Source organism: Alteromonas sp. C1M14, assembly GCF_018860965.1.
Lineage (GTDB): Bacteria > Pseudomonadota > Gammaproteobacteria > Enterobacterales > Alteromonadaceae > Alteromonas.
Genome location: NZ_JAHKQF010000009.1, coordinates 1 through 22,055 on the forward strand (window position 1 = coordinate 1; position 22,055 = coordinate 22,055).

17 protein-coding genes are annotated in these 22,055 nt (G+C 46.2%); 7 read left to right on the forward strand and 10 right to left on the reverse strand.

The window, feature by feature from the left end; translation table 11 throughout:
- Window positions 1-206 precede the first annotated feature (206 nt).
- The 3 genes from KO501_RS07650 (at window position 207) to poxB (ending at window position 3,913) form a co-directional block, all read left to right on the forward strand.
- On the forward strand, window positions 207-737 hold the full coding sequence (locus KO501_RS07650; RefSeq protein WP_216029068.1) for a DsrE family protein: 531 nt from the start codon (window positions 207-209) through the stop codon (window positions 735-737).
- A gap of 108 nt (window positions 738-845) precedes the next feature.
- Complete coding sequence (locus KO501_RS07655; RefSeq protein WP_216029069.1) at window positions 846-1,640, forward strand: alpha/beta fold hydrolase; 795 nt, start codon at window positions 846-848, stop codon at window positions 1,638-1,640.
- Between the two features lie 548 nt (window positions 1,641-2,188).
- The gene (poxB, locus tag KO501_RS07660) at window positions 2,189-3,913 is read left to right on the forward strand and encodes a ubiquinone-dependent pyruvate dehydrogenase (RefSeq protein ID WP_216029070.1); all 1,725 of its coding nucleotides are present in this window, start codon (window positions 2,189-2,191) and stop codon (window positions 3,911-3,913) included.
- A gap of 215 nt (window positions 3,914-4,128) precedes the next feature.
- On the opposite strand, the gene KO501_RS07665 is transcribed toward poxB, so the two are convergent.
- Entirely contained in the window at window positions 4,129-4,701 is a 573-nt protein-coding gene (locus KO501_RS07665) for a single-stranded DNA-binding protein (protein ID WP_216029071.1), read from the reverse strand.
- Between the two features lie 466 nt (window positions 4,702-5,167).
- Between KO501_RS07665 and KO501_RS07670 the strand changes: the two genes are divergently transcribed.
- Window positions 5,168-5,839 carry an RDD family protein gene (locus KO501_RS07670; RefSeq protein ID WP_216029072.1) on the forward strand — a complete coding sequence of 224 codons (672 nt, stop codon included), beginning with the start codon at window positions 5,168-5,170 and terminating at the stop codon, window positions 5,837-5,839.
- 10 nt (window positions 5,840-5,849) lie between these two features.
- Here KO501_RS07670 and KO501_RS07675 read toward each other — a convergent pair whose 3' ends face one another.
- From KO501_RS07675 to KO501_RS07685, 3 genes are all read right to left on the reverse strand, one after another.
- Window positions 5,850-6,725 carry an alpha/beta hydrolase gene (locus KO501_RS07675; RefSeq protein WP_216029073.1) on the reverse strand — a complete coding sequence of 292 codons (876 nt, stop codon included), beginning with the start codon at window positions 6,723-6,725 and terminating at the stop codon, window positions 5,850-5,852.
- Window positions 6,726-6,817: 92 nt separating this feature from the next.
- Window positions 6,818-7,402, reverse strand: coding sequence for a beta-phosphoglucomutase family hydrolase (locus tag KO501_RS07680; protein WP_216029074.1), 585 nt, complete (start codon window positions 7,400-7,402; stop codon window positions 6,818-6,820).
- Between the two features lie 61 nt (window positions 7,403-7,463).
- Window positions 7,464-8,831 (reverse strand): MFS transporter, encoded by a 1,368-nt coding sequence (locus KO501_RS07685; protein ID WP_216029075.1) that lies wholly within the window; start codon window positions 8,829-8,831, stop codon window positions 7,464-7,466.
- Window positions 8,832-8,988: 157 nt separating this feature from the next.
- On the opposite strand from KO501_RS07685, the gene uvrA reads away from it, so the two are divergent.
- Window positions 8,989-11,811, forward strand: coding sequence for an excinuclease ABC subunit UvrA (uvrA, locus tag KO501_RS07690; RefSeq protein ID WP_216029076.1), 2,823 nt, complete (start codon window positions 8,989-8,991; stop codon window positions 11,809-11,811).
- A 119-nt stretch (window positions 11,812-11,930) separates the two neighbouring features.
- Window positions 11,931-12,389: a DUF3299 domain-containing protein gene (locus KO501_RS07695; RefSeq protein ID WP_216029429.1), complete on the forward strand. Its 459-nt coding sequence runs from the start codon at window positions 11,931-11,933 to the stop codon at window positions 12,387-12,389.
- Window positions 12,390-12,435: 46 nt separating this feature from the next.
- Here the strand turns inward: KO501_RS07695 and KO501_RS07700 are convergent, their stop codons facing one another.
- Both KO501_RS07700 and KO501_RS07705 read right to left on the reverse strand, forming a co-directional pair.
- A complete protein-coding gene (locus KO501_RS07700; protein ID WP_252728259.1) occupies window positions 12,436-13,149 on the reverse strand; it encodes a 2OG-Fe(II) oxygenase in 714 nt (237 codons plus the stop codon).
- Window position 13,150: 1 nt separating this feature from the next.
- The gene (locus KO501_RS07705; RefSeq protein WP_216029077.1) at window positions 13,151-13,561 is read right to left on the reverse strand and encodes a thioesterase family protein; all 411 of its coding nucleotides are present in this window, start codon (window positions 13,559-13,561) and stop codon (window positions 13,151-13,153) included.
- Between the two features lie 283 nt (window positions 13,562-13,844).
- Here KO501_RS07705 and KO501_RS07710 point away from each other — a divergent pair, with 283 nt between their 5' ends.
- Window positions 13,845-14,462 (forward strand): PEP-CTERM sorting domain-containing protein, encoded by a 618-nt coding sequence (locus tag KO501_RS07710; protein ID WP_216029078.1) that lies wholly within the window; start codon window positions 13,845-13,847, stop codon window positions 14,460-14,462.
- A 112-nt stretch (window positions 14,463-14,574) separates the two neighbouring features.
- Here the strand turns inward: KO501_RS07710 and KO501_RS07715 are convergent, their stop codons facing one another.
- From KO501_RS07715 to KO501_RS07730, 4 genes are all read right to left on the reverse strand, one after another.
- A complete protein-coding gene (locus KO501_RS07715; RefSeq protein ID WP_216029079.1) occupies window positions 14,575-15,486 on the reverse strand; it encodes a cation diffusion facilitator family transporter in 912 nt (303 codons plus the stop codon).
- 423 nt (window positions 15,487-15,909) lie between these two features.
- Entirely contained in the window at window positions 15,910-17,508 is a 1,599-nt protein-coding gene (locus tag KO501_RS07720; protein WP_216029080.1) for a peptidase dimerization domain-containing protein, read from the reverse strand.
- Window positions 17,509-17,555: 47 nt separating this feature from the next.
- The gene (locus tag KO501_RS07725) at window positions 17,556-19,172 is read right to left on the reverse strand and encodes an amidohydrolase (RefSeq protein ID WP_252728260.1); all 1,617 of its coding nucleotides are present in this window, start codon (window positions 19,170-19,172) and stop codon (window positions 17,556-17,558) included.
- Window positions 19,173-19,183: 11 nt separating this feature from the next.
- Entirely contained in the window at window positions 19,184-22,003 is a 2,820-nt protein-coding gene (locus KO501_RS07730; protein WP_216029081.1) for a TonB-dependent receptor, read from the reverse strand.
- Window positions 22,004-22,055 lie beyond the last annotated feature (52 nt).

The window sequence follows — 22,055 nt, forward strand, 5'->3', positions numbered from 1 at the left end:
TGGTGCTTGTTCACTAATGATGTCGGTAACTTCAATACCTTCCTCTAGTGTTTCGAATTGTAGGTTTTGCTCTTCAGGAATACCGTCAAGCACTCTTTTTGCATATTGAATTAAGGTTGGGTGAGCAGGAATTAAATACATAAAACGTTCAAAGCCACGACCTATTTACGTTAGGATAAAGAAAACTCATACCAAGGATAGCCATAATGAAAACCCTTTTCTCCCTCCTGTTTGTCTTGCTTTGCACCACTCCCGCCTATGCCGCGATATCGGATTTTAAGGCCGGCCCGGTGTTTACCGACTATGGCACCCATGCCCCGGTCCCTGGTGTATCCATTGCTCCCACGGAAACGTTTAATATCGCCTTTGATGCGGTAAAAGGGGCAGAGCCTGGTGAAATTAATCGAAAATTCGATACCCTCGCTCGGTTTATCAATATGCATGTAGCCAATGGTGCAAAATTAGAGAACATTCACCTTGCCATTGTGGTTCACGGTTCGGCTACCTTCGATGTGTTAAGCAACGCTGCTTATAAACAGATTAAAGGGGTAGACAATGCCAACACGCCGTTATTGCAAGCCCTGTTAAGTAAAGGGGTAAGGGTACTGGTATGTGGTCAATCGGCTACGGCAAAAGACATAAGCGCTAACATGCTTGAAAAGGGCGTAGAAGTAGAACTTTCAGCCATGACCGCCCATGCCCATTTGCAACAACAAGGTTATACCTTAAACCCGTAACCGTTATATCACCGAGAGTAAATCGTTATTATGCTGCGCTTTTTTTCAATTTTACCATCCAAAATGGGTATGCTGATTTTCAGTGTCTTGTTCCTTTGCTGTCACTCCGTGAGTGCCAAAGAATTTCTACTTAGTTCTGGGGCCAGTGCGGCATTAGAACAACCTAACTGCACGCCCAAGGCGAGTGTCTTGATGATCCACGGTTGGGCTGGGCAAAAAGACGAAGTGGCAGATATCTATAAAATTTTAGCCCAACAACTGGCGGAAAATTGTATCGCCTCGTTGCGCTTTGATGTGCGAGGAGAATCTGAGCGAGAAAAAAGTGATTACACCTTAACCAGTACGTTTGCCAGTCGTGTAGAAGACGCCCAGTCGGGACTCGATTATCTACAAGCCAAATACCCAAAAACGCCTGTAATCGTACTTGGTTTTAGTTTAGGGGGGGCCACCGCCATGGAATTAGTAAGCCAACATCCCGATGCTTTTTTCGCCATGATCCTGTGGTCTACTGCAATCAACCCAAGTGCCATCGCCACCGATACTGTCAACTTTAAAACCATTCGTCAGGCGGTAAGCGAAGGAAAAGGCCTGTTAAATACCTGGGCAGACTTTACCCTTACCCGAGAACATATAGTGGGTATGCTAGGCTACAATCCACTGCGGAATTTAGGCCAGTTCAAGGGGCATATTTTATCTATTCGCGGTAGTGATGACTTTTTACCCGCCGACGAAGACAAAATCTTTGCCGCTAGCAGCGCAGTAACAGAAGATGCCTATTATTTAGGTGGCGCTGATCATACCTTCCGGGTTTTCGAGCCAGAAAAAAGTCAAAAAAAGAAGGTGCTGCGGCTTACTCAGCAGTGGCTAGTTGCTACGCTAGAACTGGCATCAGCTTCTCTATGAGTTATCTGCCTTCTTAATCATGTGCAATAGTGTAGCGGTGCTCAAACAGACAAAGATACACGACACACCTAAAAAATAAACTCTAAGGGCGCCATTGGAGCGTCCTTGTAGTAGCGGGGCTTGAGGTCAATAAGCTTTCTATTTTCAGTAAAAAGAATATGCCGAACAGGGGTAAAATTGCGCCTAGAGGAAGGGCGTATAGCAATTTGATTTTAGATACTAGAAGCCCCAGAAAAGTACTGACTAAGCATGCTACTACGTAAATTATTATCGTTAATAATTTAAAATATAATCAGCTATATCAAAGCTATCATTGCTTGTATTTGAGGCCTTCGCCTTATTTAAAAACAATTTAATTGATAGATGCAAACCATACACAGCCGCTCCAAGATTTTATGTAGCCTACACAACAGAGCATACTTTTTGTCACACTTATGTCGGTAATAACAAATTCTGACGCCTTTATCGCAAATGGGGCCATACCAAAAAACCGTTACTTCTAGCCACCGTAGTTATTGGGTATCTAAGATAAACACGGTGAATCAATTATGAGTAATACAGTTGCAGACTTTATTGTGCAAACACTGGAACAGGCTGGTGTAGATCGTATATGGGGCGTCACCGGAGACTCTCTAAACGGCATCAGTGACCGTTTACGCGCCCTCGGAACGATAGAATGGCTAGGCACTCGACATGAAGAGGTTGCCGCATTTGCCGCAGGGGCTCAAGCCCATATTGCTGACAAATTGGCCGTGTGTGCAGGTTCATGCGGCCCTGGCAATATGCACCTGATGAATGGGCTCTACGATTGCCACCGAAATAGAGTACCTGTTTTAGCTATCGTATCTCATATTCCATCAACGCAAATTGGTAGCTTATATTTTCAAGAAACCCACCCTGAAACCCTGTTTCAAGAATGCAGTGTTTTTTGTGAAATGCTGTCTAATCCAGCTCAAATGCCGCAACTGCTTGAAAGCGCTATGCGGCAAGCCATTTTACACAACGACGTTGCGGTTATTATCCTGCCTGGCGACATCACCCTGCAACCGATGCCGAGTAATATTAAGCCTAAATGGACAACGCCAAAACAAGGTGTGCTAGTACCGCCAGAATCTGACATCCAGCAACTAGCTAAGGCATTAAATAACAGCGAAAACCTTACCCTATTATGCGGTGCTGGTGTAAAAGGCGCTCACAAAGAACTGGTTACACTAGCGGATAAACTAAAAGCCCCCATTGTCCATGCGCTTCGAGGTAAAGAGTACGTCGAATACGATAACCCCTTCGATGTGGGCATGACTGGGCTGATTGGCTTTGAGTCGGGTTATCACGCGATGAATAGCGCCGACACCCTCTTGGTCATTGGCTCTAGCTTTCCTTATAAGAACTTCTACCCACAATCAGCGAAAATCTTGCAAATAGACAACGACTCATCAGCTTTAGGTCGCCACGCACAAATAGACTTAGGGGTGATAGGAGGTACTAAACCTACGCTAAATGCACTATTACCCTTGCTAGAAGAGCGAAAAGATAGACGCCATTTAGACGCCTGCTTAGCAAGCTATAAAGAAGCCCGACAAGGCCTAGATGACTTAGCCAACGGTAAAACATCCCGTACCCTTATTCACCCGCAATATTTAACACGCTTAGTGGATGAAACAGCAGACGACAACACCGTATTTACTTGCGATGTGGGAACCCCTACGGTGTGGGCGGCAAGGTATTTATCGATGAATGGAAAACGAAGACTAGTAGGTTCATTCAATCACGGCTCGATGGCAAATGCCATGTCACAGGCCATTGGTATTCAAGCCCTAGATAAAAAGAGACAAGTGGTTGCCTTGTGCGGTGATGGCGGCTTTGCCATGTTAATGGGTGACTTAATAACCTTAAAACAACACAACTTACCCATTAAAATCATTATTTATAATAATCACTCGTTAGGCTTTGTGGCCATGGAAATGAAAGCAGCCGGCTTTTTATCTCAAGATACCGAATTAGATAACCCAGATTTTGCAGCCATTGCCCGCGCCTGTGGCATGAAAGGCACAAATGTGAGCAACCCTGAAGATCTACCTGATGCCATCGCAGCAACCCTATCTTGTGATGGACCTGCGGTATTAAGCGTACAAACGGCGAAACAAGAATTGGTTATGCCACCGAAAATAGAGGTTGAACAGGCGAAGGGATTTAGTCTTTATATGCTTAAGGCAATACTTAACGGCAGAGGCGATGAAATAATCGATTTAGGAAAAACAAACTGGTTAAGATAAATTTTTCCGCGGGCTTATCAATGGGTAACTCGGGCATAGTTTACCACTGTACTTTAAGAAATAAATTCGCGTACGCGCTTATGCGCAATCACTTGTTTGTCTAAAAGGCTAATGATACGCCCTCTGTACAGATAAAAATAAGCCAAAAAAAAACCCGCTTTAGTAGCGGGTTTTCTAAATTAAGATTTTATTTCTAACTTTGCCTGAGGTGAACTCTAGAACGGAATATCATCGTCAAAGTCAAAATCAGGCTCTGCCATAGGTGGCTTGTTACCGCCTTGGTTATTCCCCTGTGGAGGCGCTTGGGTTCCTGGGTTATTTCCTTGAGGACGCTGTTGATATCCGCCACCTTGGTTGTTATTGCTATAACCGCCTTGCTGACCACCTTGCTGTCCGCCTTGAGGGCGCTGCTGATAACCACCACCAGATTGACCGCCTTGGCCACCACCGTCACGGCCGCCTAACATCTGCATTTGGTCGACAATAATTTCGGTGGTGTAGCGATCCTGACCTTGTTGATCTTGCCATTTACGTGTTTGTAATTTGCCTTCACAATAGATCTGCGACCCTTTTTTAAGGTACTCGCCTGCAATCTCTGCTAACCGACGATACATGGTCAGTCGATGCCACTCTGTCCGCTCTTGAACCTGACCTTGCTGATCTTTCCAGCTTTCACTGGTGGCCAAGCTCAGATTTGCTACGGCGTTTCCATTTGGCATGTAACGCACTTCAGGGTCGTTGCCCAGATTACCTACCAAAATGACTTTGTTGACGCCTCTCGTTGCCATCGATGTCTCCTGTAATTCTGTCTATATTGCGCAAGGACTCTGCCGACAGCGCGAAATGTATAACGGATAAAATAAGTTATTTAAGCCTGCTAGTATACCTGAAAAAGGCAGCAGGCTAAGGTAAATTTCATTTAGATATAAGACTAGAGTAACTGATCATATTCTTTGTGAAAAGTCAGACAAAAGATCAGTCTGACTATCGCGGTTGTAACTAACTGAAAACCGGGTAATCCCGCGTTTATTGTCCACGCGTATGGTGGGTGGAAAACCGCCGTTGCGCGCATGCGCTGTGACCAACAGGAAAGCAAACTCGAGGATTAATCCTGCTTCTTGTATCGCGGCTTAAAAAGAGACCAGTGATAACGCCCCATTCCCCGCGGCTCTTTTTTTCATCATTTATTTCGTTTGATGCTTGTTAATTATAAAAAAAACTTGGCATTATGGAGGAAATAAAAAGGAGTCGCTCATGCCCGAGACGGGAAAGTACAGTCAATTAAGTCTACAAGAATTACGCGCCATTGCCGCCACCGTTGATGGGGATGCCGAACCCGAGCGAGCGGCGCAAATTTATGCTGAAATCGTAAAAAAGCAGCAGGGAGAATTTTCTGAGGAAAAGGTCCCCCCTGTTGCCGATGCCAACCACCACAGCGAAGCCGTAGACCATAATCCAAACCCAACCAACCAGCAGGAAGAGGAGCGTTTAGCCTCTCGGGGAGAGCGTTTTGCCGCGGCGCTGATCGATAGCGTCGTCTCTATACTGGCCACGATCCCGTTTATTTTTATAGTCGGTGCCGAAAAATTTGCTACCCCCAGTGTTTCGTTAATTATATTGAGTTTTGCTTACGGTTTATTAAGCCTGTTAGTGATTCACGGTTATTTGCTATTTAATTACGGACAAACTGTGGGGAAACGGTTTTTAAACATACGTATCGAAGATTTATCGGGGCGACAAGCGAGCTTTGGCACTATCATTCTAAAGCGATATATTCCCGTCAGCTTATCGATTTATATTCCAGGAATTGGTGGCATATTGTCACTGGTAGATGTGTTTTTTATCTTTCGACGTGATAGACGTTGCATCCATGATCACATTGCCGGTACCCGAGTATGTCGAGCACCAACATCATTAACGGTATAACGTGCTAGCTTCACATGCCTTTTAAGCGTCTCACGGCCCTGATAAACAAACGATATTGACCTTTGACGTCAGGATAAGACATGGATTTATTGTGTTTACCGCCAGGGACCACATAAATCCATTTGTCGTGGCTTGGTGAGGCTTCGTATAGTTGCCGACTAAAGGTAATGGGCGTCGTTCTGTCTTTGTCGCCAACCACCAACAAAAGCGGTTTGTCGAACTGACGAACAAAATCCTCATTCTCTATAATGGCCAATTCCGGGGAGACTTTTAGCACGGTGAAAAGACGCGTCCAGTCTGGCACCATATTTTGCACCACATCGTTTACCCGATTAATGGCGCTGTCTAACACCAAGCCATCAATGTCTCGTTTTACCGCAACATAGCTTGCCAGTATTGAGCCCATTGAAATACCGTGCACCACCGTCGGTAAGTTGTTTTTAAAGACTTGATTGGCATAGTCAAAAACCATAAGCGCATCACGTTTTAATTGATACATTCTAACTCGACTGGCTTTTTCACTGGCGCCTGTTCCCTGGTAATCAACCCAAAGCACATTTGCAGGCAACTGCCCAAATTCGTGTAACAACGGCGAGTTTTTGGTAATAGACATTTCATTGTCAGCAAACAAGACCACGTTGGCGATGGCGTTAGGATAGGTCACGGCCACCCCGTTAAGGGTTAAATCTTGACTGTTTTTCAGTTCAACCTTGGTAATGGTCGCTACGGCTTCATCTTGGCTAATTGACTTACTTAAAGCTGTTACTTCAATAGGTTGCGTTGATGTGTCCTGCTGTAGATAACTTGATGAACTGACATCGATAGCACAGCCTGACAGTAACGCCACGGACAATAAAAAAACACAATTTTTGATAACGTTAACCACAACTAAATACGCCTTGCTCGGTGAGTTTTATGTTTCCGGTGCAATGCGCTCTCATTCCTATGCTAAGCGATAACACACCCAAAGAAACCCCCTTAATATTGTACCTTTCCCTTCACCACCAGCTTACAGTCCATCCCTGCATTTGCAGCGGCTTGTTGACCTATATCAGTGTCTTCGAAGACCACACATTGCTGTGGTGAAAGCCCCATTTGCTGTGCTGCCGACAAAAATGTGTCGGCAAAAGGTTTACCATTTTTTACGTCTGATGAGGTGACCAGCGCATCAAGCTTATCAATAATTCCAAGATGGGATAGAAGCTTTTCAGCATGAGCGCGATCAGCACCTGTGCCTACAGCAATTTTCATAGACGAACGATAATGGTTAAAAATGGCAAACGTTTCTTCAATCAGCGAAGGCACAAAATTCATCCGTCCTCGGGTTGCCATTTTATAATCCGCCACCTCTTTAGGATCGGCTTTATAACCGTATTTTTCGTTTAAGATAATGGCGGTTTGGTGAGTCGGCACGCCCCCTAAGCTGTATATATAATCGCTGTCAAAAGGGTAACCAAAATGCTTACAGGTAGCTTGCCATGCTTCAAGGTGTGCCCCCATGGAATCCACCAAGGTCCCATCCATATCGAATATGATGCCTTTATAATGGCTTAAATCTATCATAATGCACTTGGCCTCCTTTAATATGTATTCATCACCAACTACGGGCTTTTTTGCGATTTAACTATGTAACATCCGAGGCCGCCGGCTGAGTAAAACGACTTAGCAGGGTTCGTGCTGCAGATGCATCGAAGGCTCTACTGACTTTTAAATATATGACGCTATCACTGGCTGACACAACCACCTCGTCTACGCCAGTTAAGCTTTGTAGTGCCGTTTGTACCGCAGTCTGATTTTCTTCATCCACAGAAAACTGCAACACCACACGTTTTAATTTGCTTACTTCTTTTAAACCGAAAAGCACAATGATCCAGACACCAGCCCCTAAAGCCCCGACCAAGTAGGCCGTTTTAGCCGTCCATAGGTCGGTCACGACGCCAGATAGTACCCCTCCCATAAATGCACCGAAGAACTGAAAACTGGCATAAAGCCCCATGGCCGTGCCCTTTTGTCCTGCTGGCGCGATGGTGGATACCAAAGCGGGGAAGCTGGCTTCTAAATAATTAAACCCAGTGAAGAACATCACCACTGCGCACACCACTACCCATTCGCGATGGTGCTGCATATTTAACATTAAAAATGCCATCATCATAAGGGCGGCCGCTGTGATCACTACGCTTTTAGGGGTACGGCCACGACCGATCCCCATCAACACCACAAGCCCAATAATAGAAATAGCGAGCACTGGTAAATAGATGGTCCAGTGACTTTCTAAGGTCATGCCAAATTGGGTGAGGGTCACCGGTAATTGAACAAAAAGCAGCGTAATAAGCATGTGCAAAATCATCACGCTAACGTTTAAACGCCACAGTTGAGGGGATGAAAATAGCGAGGCCACTTGAGATAATTTGGGCAATGTATCACCACTGGCGGAAAGGGTGACATCAGGTACGACCCATTTCACCAACGGCATACAGCAAACCGCCAGAATACCGGTGATCCCAAACACACCGGCCAGCCCCCATCGCTGAGCAATAAGAGGCCCAATAAGTACCGCCAGGTAAAATGAAAAGCCGATGGCAATACCAATTACCGCCATGACTTTTGCCCGCTGAGATTCACGGCTAATATCGGTTGCCAGCGCCATGATTGCACCGGCAATGGCCCCCGCCCCTTGTAATATTCGCCCCACTAGCATCCACACCATGGTATCCGCAGTGGCGGCGACAAAAGAGCCTAAAGCAAAAACCGACAAACCCATTAATATTACCGGTTTTCTGCCCCAGCGATCTGACAGCATGCCCATGGGAATTTGTAGCGCAGCCTGAGTGAGACCATAACCACCCACCGCAAGGCCCACTAAAAGAGGGGAATAATCGGGATATTCCATAGCCGCCACAGCTAAAACGGGCATGACCATAAACAGGCCCATCATGCGCAATACATATACCAGCGCCAATGTGAGGGCAGCGCGAAGTTCTAATGCGTTCAAAGGTTCTCGTCCTCGTTATACCAAGGCCGCGAAGTGTACCATAAATCCTTTCTACGCCTAATATTCGAATGATCCCAAATGCCTTTAGAGCGTAACTAATGATTAACTTTGGTGCCGTCTGTGGCATACTTCTCTTTTTGGTAATCGTCAGGCTTCAATGGATAAAATCGAAATACGCGGTGCCCGCACCCACAACTTAAAAAACATCGATTTAACCCTTCCCCGCGACAAACTGGTTGTCATCACCGGGCTATCAGGTTCAGGCAAGTCGTCGCTGGCGTTTGATACGCTGTATGCAGAAGGGCAACGGCGATATGTCGAATCCTTGTCGGCATACGCCAGACAGTTTTTATCGATGATGGAAAAACCCGATGTGGATCACATCGAGGGTTTGTCTCCCGCCATCTCTATTGAGCAAAAGTCTACGTCTCACAACCCCCGTTCGACGGTGGGAACCATTACAGAAATTTATGATTACTTACGTTTAATGTTTGCCCGGGTGGGAACCCCCCGGTGTCCAGAACATGACGTCCCTCTTGATGCACAAACCGTTAGTCAGATGGTCGATAAAGTGCTGTCGATGCCAGAGGGCACCAAGCTAATGCTATTGGCCCCGGTCATTGAAGCCCGTAAAGGTGAGCATGTTAAAACCCTACAAAATTTGGCTGCACAAGGGTTTATACGGGCCCGTATCGACGGAGAAGTATGTGATTTATCCGATCCACCGGAATTAGATCTTCGCAAGAAGCACTCCATTGAAGTGGTGGTAGACCGGTTTAAAGTGCGCGATGACTTACAGCTACGGTTAGCTGAGTCTTTCGAGACGGCGCTGGAGTTGGCCGGCGGTAACGCAAAAGTGGCCTACATGGATGATAGCGATGCCGAGGAAATTATTTTTTCGGCTAACTTTGCCTGCCCTCATTGTGGTTACAGCATTAGCGAGTTAGAGCCACGGTTATTTTCCTTTAATAACCCTGCCGGTGCCTGTCCTACTTGCGATGGCTTAGGTACACGTCAGTTTTTTGATCCCGCCCTTGTGATCACCAATGATGAACTCAGTTTGTCTGGCGGCGCAATTCGCGGATGGGACAAGCGCAGCTATTATTATTTTCAGATGTTGCAGGCCGTTGCCGAAGCATACGATTTTAGCCTCACCGCACCATTTAGCGAACTCAGCGAAGAGGCCAAAGACACCATCCTTTTTGGTTCTAAAGGGAAATCGTTGAAGTTTAAATATATAAACGAGCGCGGCGATGTAATGGAGCGCAAGCATCCCTTTGAAGGCATCATCCCCAATATGGAACGCCGCTATCGAGAAACAGAATCGAACGCGGTACGGGAAGAATTGGCGAAACATTTAAGCCAACAACCCTGTAACAGCTGCGGTGGCGCACGACTACGTACCGAAGCTAGGTATGTCTTTATTGAAGGCACCAACCTACCAACAATTACCGAGATGTCTATCTCAGAAGCATTAGCCTTTTTCGAAAACTTAAATTTAAGTGGTCAACGAGGGCAAATTGCCGAGAAAATCTTAAAAGAAATTCTCGATAGGCTGGGCTTTTTGGTCAATGTGGGCCTTAACTATTTGTCTCTATCTCGTAGCGCCGACACCCTATCTGGCGGTGAAGCACAGCGTATTCGTCTGGCCAGCCAAATTGGGGCAGGGTTAGTCGGTGTTATGTACGTGCTGGACGAACCGTCCATCGGTTTGCACCAGCGAGATAACGAGCGCTTGCTAAAAACCCTCACCCGGCTGCGGGATTTAGGTAACACTGTATTGGTGGTAGAGCATGATGAAGATGCCATTCGCGAAGCAGATTATGTGGTGGACATTGGCCCAGGCGCGGGGGTCCACGGCGGTGAAATTATTGCCGAAGGTACGCTGGAAGATATTTTAAATAGTGAAGACTCACTTACAGGAAAATACCTGTCTGGAAGAGAAAAGATTGATATTCCGACCACGCGTACGCCGTGTCAGAAAGAGAAATGGCTTTCGCTAAGTGGCGCGACCGGAAACAACCTAAAAGATGTCACCCTTAATATTCCAGTGGGTTTAATGACCTGTGTAACCGGCGTTTCTGGCTCTGGTAAATCCACCTTAGTCAACGACACCTTTTATCGCATCGCCCATCGTGAATTAAATAAAGCTACCACCTCTGAGCCCGCGCCTTATCACGAAATGAAAGGCCTGGAACAACTCGATAAGGTGGTGGATATAGACCAATCTCCCATCGGACGCACACCGCGCTCGAATCCGGCGACCTACGCCGGCATTTTCACCCCCATTCGTGAATTATTCGCCGGCACACAAGAAGCCCGCTCAAGAGGGTACAAACCCGGCAGGTTCAGCTTTAACGTCAAAGGCGGTCGCTGCGAAGCGTGTCAGGGTGACGGCGTCATTAAGGTCGAAATGCACTTTCTACCCGATGTTTATGTACCTTGTGATGTGTGTAAAGGGAAGCGCTATAACCGTGAAACCCTCGAAATCCAATACAAAGGAAAAAGCATTCACGAAGTGTTGGATATGACAGTGGAAGATGCACGGCAGTTTTTTGATGCCATTCCATCCATTGCTCGGAAATTACAAACATTAATGGACGTGGGTTTAGCCTATATCCGCTTGGGGCAGGCAGCCACCACACTATCCGGTGGTGAAGCGCAGCGGGTGAAGCTGGCCAAAGAGTTGAGTAAACGAGATACAGGACAAACCCTATACATTCTTGATGAACCGACTACCGGGTTACACTTCCACGATATCAAACAGTTATTGGCGGTATTGCATCGCCTAAGAGATCACGGCAACACCGTGGTGGTCATTGAACACAACCTTGATGTAGTTAAAACTGCAGACTGGGTGGTGGATCTTGGTCCCGAAGGTGGCTCTGGCGGTGGTCAAATTATTGCTGAAGGGACACCAGAGACCGTTGCAGAAGCCGAAGTCTCTCACACCGGACGTTTTCTTAAGTCTATGCTGTAGGCTTCGACCAGTATTATAAAGGGGTCGCTCAGTGACCCCTTTTTTATTGCAGGTTATGAAATAATACGACGATAACTTAAAAAGAAGATACGACGATGTTGTTTACTAAAAAAATTACAATGTGTTGGTTACTAGCCCTCATATGCATGTCACTGCCAGTATCAGCAAAAACACCAACTGAAGTATTCTGGGAAGATCTGGTACCCGAGGGTTTCAACGAGCTAGCCCCTACACCGTTAATGAACCATGAAAATACCATGGCCCAATTACAGCCCAACGCCCCCGTAGTAGAAGCTTATAACGGCAAGTACGTAAAAATTCCTGGGTTTGTGGTGCCGTTAGAAGGAACCGATGAGCTAACCACCGAGTTTCTCTTGGTTCCCTACTTTGGTGCGTGTATCCACGTCCCGCCCCCTGCGTCGAATCAAATTGTTCATGTTACCTTTGAAAACGGCGTAGCCATAGACGACCTATACGATGCAGTATGGGTAACAGGAACACTATCAACGGAAGGCTGGCAGGGAGATATCGCATCTGTGGGTTATCGGTTGAAAGGAGCCGCTGTAGCGCCCTATTAAGGCGCTAACATCGGCAAAGCGGTTGTCTAAAGCCGATGACATTTAACTATTGGGTGTAGATTTTTTCGGCTCGATTAAACAACATCCATGATGTAAGAATATATTTGTCATTGCTCACCGGCACATTACCCCGGTGGGTATGAGTAAAACCAGCAGGCGCAATCACCATGCGACCGACCTTCGGTTGAATGCATTGTTGCTGGTAATAAAACTCAGTTTCTCCCCCTTCCTCTACATCATTTAAGTAAAACATAAATAGCAGCACACGATGCAAGGCTTCATTATGAGGTAACTGAGGGTAAACTTCGGAATGCCAATAAGGATAGCCTCCTTTCTCGGCGGTATAGCGTTGGGTATTAATGTCACCAATGCGAAAGAGGTAATTAACCAGGTTCGCCAAATTCGGTTTACCCACTGCATGGAAGTTCTCTTCAGTAAGTTTTACCGGCTGCCCTGTTTGAGGGTGCATCACCGTTAAGCCGATAGGACCCGTTAGCGCGAAAAAATGCTGCTCTATATAACGCAGCAATTCGTTACCGGTGGCCGTCATAACTGCCTTAAGAAAGGGCTTGAACACCTCATCTTGGGTAAAAGACACATCCATACTACGTTTTTTATCCGGATCAACACCGCCGCCGGTTTTTCCTGCCGATAAGTGCTGGCTTTGTTCAAATGCTGCGGTAATCTGCTGACATAGCTTGGCGGGCAGAACGTTATCGACAACCGTAATGAAATCTGTTGGCGTGGTTTGCAATGACAATTTACACCTCTTTGATATACGGCTTCACCTTTTCCCGAATGGCATCGGGGATGGGCTGTGCCTGTTGCTTAACATAATCAAAATACACCATGGTGGTATTTCCGGTGGCGCAATGGGTATTGTTCTGCCAAATTTCCTGATACACATCAAATGAACTTCGGCCCAAACGCCCAACCCAGGTTTTCACGATCACCGAACTGCCGTAATAAATTTGGGCCAGAAAATCCACCTTGTAACTGGCTAAAATTAGCGGCCAGTCAGACAAAGATAGGGATGGCGAAAAGAGGCGAAACAACGGATCTCTGGCCGCTTCAAACCAACCGACGTGCACGGTATTGCCCACATGGCCAAGCCCATCTGTTTCATAAAACCGCACATCAAATTGAGTTTCCATAGGCGTCACAACAGCCATGAAGCCTCCTTATTTTATTTGTTTTCACTATCGAATGAATCAAAACATATCATAGGACACTCGAGATTGACCTATCTCTTTTTTCAATTACTGTTTGTCGAATAATTTTACAAATTCATTTAATAAACTTTGAAGATAAAAAATAAATCAATATAAATCATGCATATAAAAAGTGGCGTAATACATGCATAAGGCCAAAGCACAAGCTACTGTTCCCACAACGACGTTGTATAAACAGTAATTCTTAGAAAGTAATTATCGCAATATTTTAAGGAGTACGATAATGAAAAACACACTGTTAAAAACTGTTATTGCTGGGTCCGTTTTACTATTAAGTAACGTAGTAAGCGCTGCTTTAGTCACAATCGATTTTGAATCAGACACCACAGGGGTTCAAGTAGATGGATTTTCAAGTGTTGATGCGTCTGGTGTGTACTTTAGTAACTCTACAGGTAATTCTCTGGAATTAGGAAATTTCGGTTCACAAAGCGACGGTATAGGCCTGGGAATATTTGCAGACGATGCCAGTGCATTGAACATTAGCTTTGATAGTCAAATCTCATTTCTATCTTTAGATTTTGGTAACGACGACCCAGGCTACACCCAATCCGGTGATGTTGCTCTGTTAACCCTTTTCAATGGGGCCTCTCAGGTTGCACAAACTAGCATAGAAATGAACCTAGACGATATCCTGAACCAAACCATCTCTTATAGCGGCGTGCTGTTCGACAGTGCCAGCTTTGTTTTCGCAGATGCATCGTTCAATCCTCTTAGTCTGATTGAAATCGTTGACAATATTACCTATGAAACAAGTGCGGTAAGCGTACCTGAACCTTCCACACTCGCTATCTTAGCATTAGGTGTATTTGGTCTTGCTGCCCGTAAGCGCTGCCAAAAATAAGTTAAATGCTCATGTAGCATGCTAGATATATAATAAAAATGCCCCGTCTTTACGGGGCATTTTTATATCTCGATTAAATCACCACATTCATCTACCTAAGAATAGTCCGCTGTTAATGTGCATGCCGGTGATCCCGACACGCTTCACCGGGCGCTTCAAACTCAATGGTTGTGTGGGCCAGTGCGAATGGAGCAAGCTTTTCGTTAATGCATTGCTTAAGTTGTCGGGTTTCAGTGGCATCTAACTCAGCATCTAATTCAATATGTGCAGTAAGCACATGATGTTCGCCATCTAACGACCAAAAATGAACGTGATGTAAGTTATCAACATGTCCTAGCGCCAATAAGGTGTCTTGAATTGCTTGCTGTTGCTGAGCATCTGGGCTGCCTTGTAAAAAAATACGAATGGTTTGAAAAATATAGCGGCCCACATTGAACAAGATAAACAGAGTAAATAGCACCGACAACAGTGGATCTAACACTGGCCAATGCACAAACTGCAGCACGACCCCGACGATCAGCACGGCAACCCAACCAAGTACATCTTCCAACAAATGCCAATTAAGCACTTTTTCGTTAAGGGTGTCTCCGCCAGACAGTTTGTACGCCGCAGTACCATTTACCACAATGCCTAAAATTGCCAAGCCTATCATCCCTTCGGTAACCGGCATTTCGGGCGACCACAACCGTGGAATAGCTTGGGTCAAAACCCAGCTAGATCCGACAATAAGGATCAGCCCATTTATCATTGCACCTAAAAGGCTTAAACGCTTGTACCCGTAAGTAAAACGCTCGTTAGCTTGTTTATGCCCCGCCTTACTTAGCACCCAAGCAAGACCAATAGACAGGGAATCCCCTAAATCATGAACGGCATCAGCCATGATGGCCACTGAATTAAACAGCCACCCGCCGATAAACTCAATAATAGTAAAAATAAAATTAAGCCAGAACGCCCAACCGATTCGCGATGTGTCGCCGCCATGATGATGACCGTGGTGATGATGGTGATGGTTGTGAGAATGCAATCGAGTTCCCTAGCTATGGGGTTGTAATTAGGATTATAAAGAGCCTACCAATGGGAATACAAGACAGTTGTTGGGCATCAGACAATGGCTCATATCAGTGGCTTTATATTTGCCTTGTTAAGCTAGGCTCGTTCGCACGGCTTCAGCGCTCACTATAATGAAAACCAAACAGCCGGTCTATTTACCGGCTGTTTATTTAGAACATTATAAATTAACTAAGCCCGAGGACTTGGCTATGTTTGAGTATTCAATTCCTTCGTTGCCTATGGCAGCACTAACGACGGAAAAGGAAAGGTCAGCAAGATCATCAATACAATAATACCGACAATAACCGTTGTTTCTAGGGTGACTCTACTTTGAGCCTTACAGCAGGGGCACTCCCCCCGATCCCCATTACCCATAACATTGCGATAACCTTGCCCGTTAGGGCTTTTTAACCATTGGGTAGTCAATGCCCAATTGCTCCAGATAGGTATCGTACTTTTCTGGGTCATAATAGTACTTCCTCATCTTCTCTCGATACTTTTCCATTATATCTTCGTTTAAGTAGGTCTGAGGTTCATCGCCGTCTCTGAGTAACGAGGTATATTGAATATCCTTGGTTTGTACCTCTTTAAAATATCGGTTCATCTCTGGCAATAAATCGGGGTTAGTAAATAAATCCACCAAGTTCATAGCATGAGCTTTTGCCCCTGCAATAATGCCTTTATGCGCAATAGGCGTGGCCATGGACACCGCATTTGCCCAATTATGTCCCGGTAAGTTAGGTATGTTCGACGGATACAACATAAAGATTGTTGGGACGTTCCAGGCAATATCACCTACATCATCAGAGCCGCCACCGGTGAGTTTTTCCTGCGGTGGTGGTGCTCGCATGGGCATAACGTCTGTCGGCAAGCCGATGGGTTCTGCACCAATTTCAGTTTGTAACGCCTTGGCCAGGGTTAGATCGTCTTCTGACCATGTGGGCATGCCTACTTTTTTGATATTTTCGTAAGCCGCTAACGCTAATGGTTTATTGAAATGTCCGGGCCATGCTGTCCCCATCACCACCGAATCCCAAGTGGTATTGCTCATCATGGCTGCGCCCTCGGCCATTTTATCGCCAATTTCCCACAACGCTTTTATATGGGGGTAATCGGTTTCCCGAAAGAAGTACCATGCCGTCGCCTTTTGTGGCACAACATTGGGTTGATCGCCACCATCAACGATAACCGAATGGGTACGCTGGGCAAGACGTAAGTGCTCGCGGCGATAATTCATCCCAACGGACATAAGCTCTACGGCATCTAATGCACTTCGGCCTCGCCAAGGAGAGCCTGCACTATGGGCAGATTCGCCATAAAAGTTATACTTCACCGAGACCAAACCGGAAAACGCGGGGTTGCCGTAAAAAGTACCGAAGCTACTACCAACGTGGGAATAAAGTACTGCATCCACGTTGTCAAAGTACCCTTCACGAACATAATAGGCTTTGGTCGCTAACTGTTCTTCGGCTACTCCGGGCCACAATACCAAGGTACCTTCAATGTCATTGGCGATCATATAATCTTTCATCGCCAGTGCGGCAATAATATTTACCACCTGCCCAGAATTATGCCCTTCGCCATGACCTGGAGCGCCCTCTACGATAGGATCGTGATAGGCAACACCCGGTTTTTGCGACGCTTTAGGGATGCCGTCAAGATCGGTACCTAACGCTATCACAGGCTTACCTGATCCCCAGGTGGCGTACCACGCGGTGGGAATACCAGCCATCCCTCGCTCAACTTCAAAACCGTGCTGTTCTAAAAACGCAGTTAAATACGCTGAAGTTTCTACCTCTTGAAAGCCCAATTCGCCGAAGGAAAAAATCATGTCATTCATGACCTGAGCCAGCTTCGTTTGCTTATCAATGGCCGAGACTAAGGCTTCTTTTGCAGATTCCCGTTCGTTTTCACTGAGGGTTGTTGCCTGGGCTGCGGAGAAAAAGTGGCCCAACACAACCATGGTACCCAATGCCTTTAACACTTTATGTTGCATATAAACTCCTTTTGATGAAGGGTGAGGAAAACCTCACCCATTCCGTTTTACTCTTTAACAGTGGGATAAGTGATACCGAGTTGTTCCATATAGGTGTCGTACTTGTCCGGATCGTAGTAAAACTGTGACATATCGCCTTTAAATTCAGCCATGATCTCTTTGTTTAGATGTGTGGCAGGCTTATCTTGCTCACGCAGTAACGGCGTGTAAGTTTCATTTTTGGTTTGTACATTTTTGTAGTAACCCCATGCGTTCTCTAGCAGGGCATCATCGGTGATCAAATCAAGTAATGTGAGCGCTTGAACTTTTGCTCCGGCCACAATTCCCTTGTGCGCGATAGGCGTTGCCATTGCCACTGCATTCGACCAGTTATGCCCTGGCAAATTGGGAATATTGGCAGGATAACGCAACGTAATGGTCGGCACTTGCCAGGAGATATCGCCAATGTCGTCTGAACCGCCACCCATGTTTTTATTCGGATCAGGTGGATCAGTCAGTTCGTCAATTTCAGTTTTTAATCCCTCAGGTGCTACGCCAATTTCCTTCTGCAAGGCTTTGGCCAAAGCGATATCGTCTTCACTCCACTGGGGCATCCCCACCAGCTTGATATTTTCATAGGCATCTTCAGCCATGGGTTTATTCATGTGCTGTGGCCAAGCCGACCCTAACACCACCGAATCCCAGGTTGTGTTAGACATCATGGCGGCACCTTCGGCCATCTTATCGCCAATTTCCCATAACGCTTTGATATGGGGGTAGTCAGTTTCGCGAAGGAAATACCAACGACTGGCAACAGGAGGAACAACGTTAGGCTGATCCCCACCATCGACCACGATAGAGTGGATGCGCTGGGATAATCGTAGATGTTCACGGCGATAGCTCATGCCCACTTCCATTAATTCCACGGCATCCAACGCACTTCGGCCCCGCCATGGCGACCCAGCACTGTGGGCCGACTCACCATAGAAGTTATACTGTACCGAGATCAGTCCGTTGCCTCGGCCATCTCCCCAACGGGTACTAAAGCCATTCCCCACGTGAGAGAAAAGCACCGCATCCACATCGTCAAAGTAGCCGTCCCGCACATAGTAAGCTTTGGTTCCCAATTGCTCTTCGGCTACGCCAGGCCACACTTTGATGGTACCTTGCAGGCCGTTGGCTTCCATGTATTCCTTCACCGCTAAAATAGCAATGATATTCACAACCTGGCCCGAGTTATGACCTTCGCCGTGACCTGGCGCCCCTTTAAGAATGGGATCATGATACGCCACGCCAGGTTTTTGTGATGCTTTTGGAATGCCATCAATGTCAGAACCAAGTGCAATAACAGGTTCACCTTCTCCCCATGTTGCCATCCAAGCCGTGGGGATCCCGGAAATTCCCTTCTCTACGGTAAATCCATTTTCTTCTAAAATATCGGTGAGGTATTTGGATGTCTGATATTCCTGAAATCCCAGCTCACCAAAGCTGAAAATCATATCGTTCATCACCTGCACTTGCTTAGCCCGCGCATCCACAGCTTCAATTAACGCTTTTTTGGCATCCATTCTTTCGCTGGCAGACATACTGGCTGACGCTAGGGTCGGCCATGCCGACCCCGCGAGCGCCATGGCGACTAATGCAGAGCCGACTTTACGGGTAAAATGTTGTGATATTACTGACATGGTTTACTCCCTTACATTTCTAGACGGAAGCCGACTTTAAACTGGCGACCTAGCACATCGTACAAACCACGGTTAGTCGACAGATAACCCGCTCGGTTCTCAGAACCTTGATATGCTGGGAACGTCACTTCAGCGGGATCAGAGTTCATGAGATTACGTACTTGTAAATAGAGCTCTAAAGTACTGGCATCGCTAAAGGGGATAGTTTTTGATGCGTAAGCATCTAAATAAACTTTTGCAGCCACATGATTGTCGTTAATGGTGTAATTCGGCGCCGTGCTTACTGGGCAGTTGGATGAACATTCAATATAAGCATTGCTTAACGTTCCTTCACTGATACCCCGTGCTGTTAAATCAAAGCGCATATCATCAAGATCGTAGGTCACTGACGCACGATATTTCCAATCCGGCGTACTGTTCGCCACAGAACCGGCTTCATCAATCGCGGTAACACCGTTGTCCGTGATGGCTTCTAAATAATTGGTTGCTAAGAATCGCAACTTAAAGGAACCTGGAGCGCCTGCTACGATATCTGCCGTATCAAAGCGATAGGTTAAATCATAATCTATGCCCTTTGCGGTCATTGAGTTAAGGTTTTCATACAACAAGTTGATGGTTTGCAGGGTACCGCTTGAATCGTAAACCATGTTGTCGCAGTAACGCTCTACTCCGTATTCCACACAGTATTCTGCGGTTGAATCGGCTGTTACGTAACTAATAACACCATCAATTTCCACATCATAATAATCGATAGTGGCAGAGAACCCTTCTAGGAATGACGGTCTCAAGACCACACCTACCCCCCAGGAATCAGCTTCTTCTGGGCTAACATCTGGGTTGCCCTGTAGGTTCTGAACCATAGGTACAGACTCACCATCAATGGTGACTGAGTTTGAACGAGCTGTGCCCGCCGCATACAATTCTGATAAATTAGGAGCTCGAATGTCTTTCGAACGGGTTAAACGGAATGTGGCATCATCAATGGGTGTCCAGGTTAAGCCGCTTTTCCATGTGGTTACGCCGCCCGAAGTACTGTAATCGGTATACCGTACTGCACCGTTAAAATCTAAATCATCCATAACGGGAACTAACATTTCTACATAAGCTTCTTTCACGTTGTAAGAACCTGTTGTCACTTTGTAGTTACCGTACTTCCAGCCCGTTGTATATTCTTCATCTACCGAACCGCCCATTTCTTCACTGCGGTATTCGGCACCAAATGCTAAGGAAATTGGTCCCGCCCAACCTTCAAGATCATTGGTACTAAAGTTAATGGCTGCCACTTGTTGCGTAAAATCTTGCTTACGTCGAGGTTGGCCTAATACATAATCTAAAGCTTCTTCGCTGGCTACCCCTACCCCTAAGCGGTTTAACGGCACACAACCATTGCTAGGATCGGTTAAGGTAGAACGACATACAATGTCGCCACTATCAGGGTCAACCACTGCATCCGTGGCCAAAGTTAATCGTTCGGTATTGTAGGTAGGCGTCATATGTTCATCGGTATTGGTCTTACCATACTGGTAATACGCATCCCAGGTGAAGAACTTATCTGACATCATAAATTCGCCATTAGCCCCGGCTACAATACGAGTGGTATCCCGTTTGTTGTTGCTTCCCGATGCTGGCATATCGACGTTACTGGTATTCATAGAAAAGCTATCTAAACCTAGCTCTGCCATTTGTGCGGCGACAGAATCGGGTAAATAGGCATTATCGGCGTAAATGGTGACGCCTGTGGAAGTAGGATTAATATAGTAGCTTAACCCTTCGTATTCCGCGTACGACCCTTGTAAAAACACTTCTGTATCGCCTAGCATCCAACTTAAGCGCCCAAAAAAGTTATTTCTGTCAATTTCTGCTGCCAATGAATTGGTACCAATCATGCCTGAGGTGGTGTATTGCCAGTCACCGCCAATCATCCATTGTCCAGAAACATCACCATAAGCGAGTTGACCAGGAGAGCCGTCGACACCAAAGTAAGTGCCCTGCAAAGGACCGGATGAAATTAACCCACCAGGTGTGTAACTTGAAATACCGATGCCGTTACCCACGTAGTAAAAAGGCGCGCCTTCAGAGGTATCTGGGTTAATAATGGCAACGCTGCCATCTTCGGCGTAATCCCGGGTGGTATTATGAATACCATTGGCATGAAAGGTTTCACCACTTAGTAATAAGTGGCCATCACCATTACCGAGTTCAGTACCGTAAGTAAGTACAATTTTATTGTTTTCTCGATCGCCGTAAGTTGTTTCACCGTATTCGACTTCGGTTTTAAACCCGGTGTATTCTTTGTCTAGTATAAAGTTAACCACACCACTAATAGCATCTGAGCCATACACCGACGACGCCCCACCGGTCACAATATCTACCCGCTTTATAAGCGATTGGGGGAAGGTATTGGTATCTACCTCGCCGGTAGATGCTGACACCACTGAACGCTGTCCATCGAACAGCACCAAGGTACGCCCTGTACCTAAGCCACGAAGGTTAAGTGCTGCTATACCCGATGCTCCGTTACTTAACGAACCTGAACTTGTAGACGCGGTACTACTCCCGGTAACCGATGGCATGGTGTTAACAAAATCAGCCACACTATTTGGCGCAAATGTATTTATGTCCTCCTCTGACATAGAGGCAACAGGCGTGGGTGTATCGTACCCATCTCGGGATACACGAGAACCGGTAACCTGTATAGATTCCATCTTTTGTTCGTCAACAGCGGTTGAAGTAGATGCCTGCTCCTGCGCGAGTGCAGGCAGGGAAAGTGCGCTAGCTATTGCTGCCGCCAGTGTTAGCTTTTGGGTCTTAAACGATACCTTTGCCTTCATAGTGGTTTTCCTGTGTGAGACTGTGCTTGCTGAACTGTTGATTATTATTTGC